This window comes from Intestinimonas sp. HCP28S3_D6 (genome assembly GCF_052065695.1).
Taxonomy (GTDB): domain Bacteria; phylum Bacillota; class Clostridia; order Oscillospirales; family Oscillospiraceae; genus Intestinimonas.
Genome location: NZ_JBQHTM010000107.1, coordinates 1 through 2,915 on the forward strand (window position 1 = coordinate 1; position 2,915 = coordinate 2,915).

3 protein-coding genes are annotated in these 2,915 nt (G+C 51.5%); all 3 read left to right on the top strand.

The annotated features are described in order from the left end of the window. Positions 1–889 (top strand): hypothetical protein (locus tag ACTNBK_RS16840; protein ID WP_441147822.1); only part of this gene is annotated, 889 nt, incomplete at its 5' end. 79 nt (positions 890–968) lie between these two features. Next, complete coding sequence (locus ACTNBK_RS16845) at positions 969–2,330, top strand: VapE domain-containing protein (RefSeq protein WP_441147824.1); 1,362 nt, start codon at positions 969–971, stop codon at positions 2,328–2,330. A 267-nt stretch (positions 2,331–2,597) separates the two neighbouring features. Then, the gene (locus ACTNBK_RS16850) at positions 2,598–2,762 is read left to right on the top strand and encodes a hypothetical protein (protein ID WP_172749727.1); all 165 of its coding nucleotides are present in this window, start codon (positions 2,598–2,600) and stop codon (positions 2,760–2,762) included. Positions 2,763–2,915 lie beyond the last annotated feature (153 nt).

Here is a 2,915-nt window from a genome sequence, read left to right on the forward strand (position 1 = left end):
GGAAAGTATCTACCAGATTGGCACCATGGAAGAATCCGTTCCACCGGGTACTCTGGCACTCATTGTCAGCGAATTTTACGAGGAGTTTGAACGGCGCTTTGGTTCCCATATCCACATTCTGGACTGGGCGCTGCATCTGGATGAGGGCACACCCCATATCCATGAGCGCCATGTGTTTGACTGCAAAAACCGGTATGGGGAGTTGTGCCCCCAGCAGGAAAAGGCGCTGGAAGAACTGGGCTTTGAGTTGCCTGATCCGAGTAAGCCCAAGGGCAAACACAACAACCGAAAACAGACTTTTGATGCAGTGTGCCGGACAATGCTTTTTGACATCAGCCGCAAGCATGGGGTGCATCTGGAGCAGGAGCCGTCCTATGGCGGGCGGGCATATCTGGAAAAGCAGGACTACATTCTGATGAAGCAAAAGGAGCTGCTTGCCGCTCAGGAACAGCGGCTGGAGGAGCTGACCCTGAAAATTGAGGATGTGGAAACGCTGGTGGAGGAGGTTTCGGATATTGCCTATGACAAGGCGGTGGAGGTTGTCACCGATACTGTCCGGCTGGAAACCCATAAGGAGGATCTCCGACTGGTGGAGGAAACGAAAAACTGGGTACTCTCGCCGGAACGGAAAGCGCCGCCAAAAGAGCGTGAGTATGCCGCCGCCCGGTTGGATGGGGTCATCTCAAAAATCAAAAACGCCATGCAGTCTGCGCTGACAAAAATCCAGAAGAAGCTGATGCAGCCGGAGGTCAAGCAGTCTGGCAAACAGCAGATTCAGGAAAAGGCCAAGGAATCCATTCTTGCTTTCCTGAAAAGAGCCAAGCAGGATAGCACACAGAGAGAATCCAACCGGAAAAAGCAGCAGAAAAAACAGGATATGGAGCTTTAAGGCATCTGATTTTGCGAACAAATCAGGTGCCTTTTCCTTGAGGAGGTGAGAAACATTGAACAGCGAAACTCAGAGTTTAGTGCCTGCCACTCGGCAGGCCGAAAGTGAAGAATTGACCGTTGATGAAGTGCGGGAAAGCCTTTCCACGACGGAAAAAGGACAACCGGCTAACACCATTGGAAATTGCCGCACGGTGTTTTGCCAAGATCCGCTTTTGCGGGGCGCAATCCGGCTGAATCTGCTGACCGACCGTGTTGATATTGTGCGGGATCTGGGCTGGCGTAGAAACACCAGCGCCTTGACTGATACCGATGTCAAATATCTGCTCCTTTACTTTGAGCAGAAGTATGGCCTGACCAGTGAAAAGAAGCTGATAGCAGCTCTCTCCATCGTGGCAAATGAAAACTGCTATCATCCCATTCAGGATGTGCTGAACAGTTTGGTGTGGGATGGCAAGCCCCGGATACGCTCTTGCCTGCATCATTTTCTGGGGACAGACGAGAGCAACTATGTGGAAGAAATGCTCAAACACTTCCTGCTGGGAGCCATCCGCCGGGTGTTTCATCCAGGTTCCAAATATGAGGAGCTGCTCTGTCTGGTGGGCGGCCAGGGAGCCGGAAAGTCTACCTTCTTTCGCTTCCTGGCTATACAGGATGAGTGGTTCTCTGACGACCTGAAAAAGCTGGATGATGACAAGGTGTTTGCCAAGCTGCAAGGCCACTGGATCATCGAGATGTCAGAGATGCTGGCCACCAGCAACGCCAAGAGTATCGAGGAGATCCGCTCCTTTATCAGCCGCCAAAAGGAAACCTATCGCACCCCCTATGAGACCCAGCCCAAAGACCGGCTGCGGCAGTGCGTGTTCGGTGGTTCCTCCAACACGCTGGACTTTTTACCCCTTGACCGGGCCGGAAACCGGCGGTTTCTGCCAGTGATGATTTACCCAGAGAAAGCGGAGGTTCACATTCTGGAGGACGAAGCCGCTTCCAGGGAATATCTGTTGCAGGTATGGGCGGAGGCTATGACCATTTACCGCAGCGGAGAGTATTCCATGAAGTTTTCAAAGGAGATTCAGAGACAGCTGGTGGAGGTTCAGAAAGACTTCATGCCGGAGGACACCGAGGCTGGGCAGATTCAGGGCTTCCTGGAACACTACACCGGCAATGTGGTCTGCTCCAAACAGCTGTTCAAGGAAGCGTTGGGACACGCCTTTGAGGAGCCGAAGCGTTGGCAGCTGCACAACATCAACGAGATCATGAACACAGTGGTGACGGGCTGGAAGCCCTTCTCCAATCCCCGAATGTTTGCGGGCTATGGTCGGCAGCGGGGCTGGGAACGGGAGATTTCCGACAACGAACCGCCCGACAACGAAGGTGGATTTGTAGAGCTGAGCGAGGAAGAAGTCCGTCAACTGGAGCTGCCAAAGGAGTGGATTGCCTGATTTACGGGGCTTGTTGCCCAGTAGGTTGTCGGCTGGTTGCTGACTTTGTTGCCGCAAAAGTGGGGGTGTAGATACGATAAATACCCGTAAAGCAAGACTTTTTGGCAGGTATTTGTTCTCTGACAACGAAAGCAACGAGATTTCACAAGAAAATTTGAAAAGTAAGAAACGATGGTCAGACGATAGGTTGCAGGTTTTTCGAGGTCTGTTGCCGGACTTCGTTGCAGGCTCCCTTTGCCTGGCCTTTCTGCTCTATGGAGGTAGCCTATGGAGAAAACCCAAAAGCAAGAAAACAAGCTGAGCAAAAAAGTGAAGTTTATCGTGATACGGGAGTTTTCAGGTGATAAAACCATGCAGGAAGCCTTTGAACAGCTCATTGAACGGCAAACCTGCGAACACTTTGAAGAATGGCTGGAACGCAAGGCAAGCTGAGGGAATTGGTTGAAGGAAAAACAGGGGCATGGTATAATATGTATATCGTGTCCCTGTTCATAGAAGGAGATTACTATGAGCAGGAAAAAACAAGTCAATCAGAAAATCACAGCCCTCTATTGCCGTATTTCTCTGGACGATGGCGGCGATAAC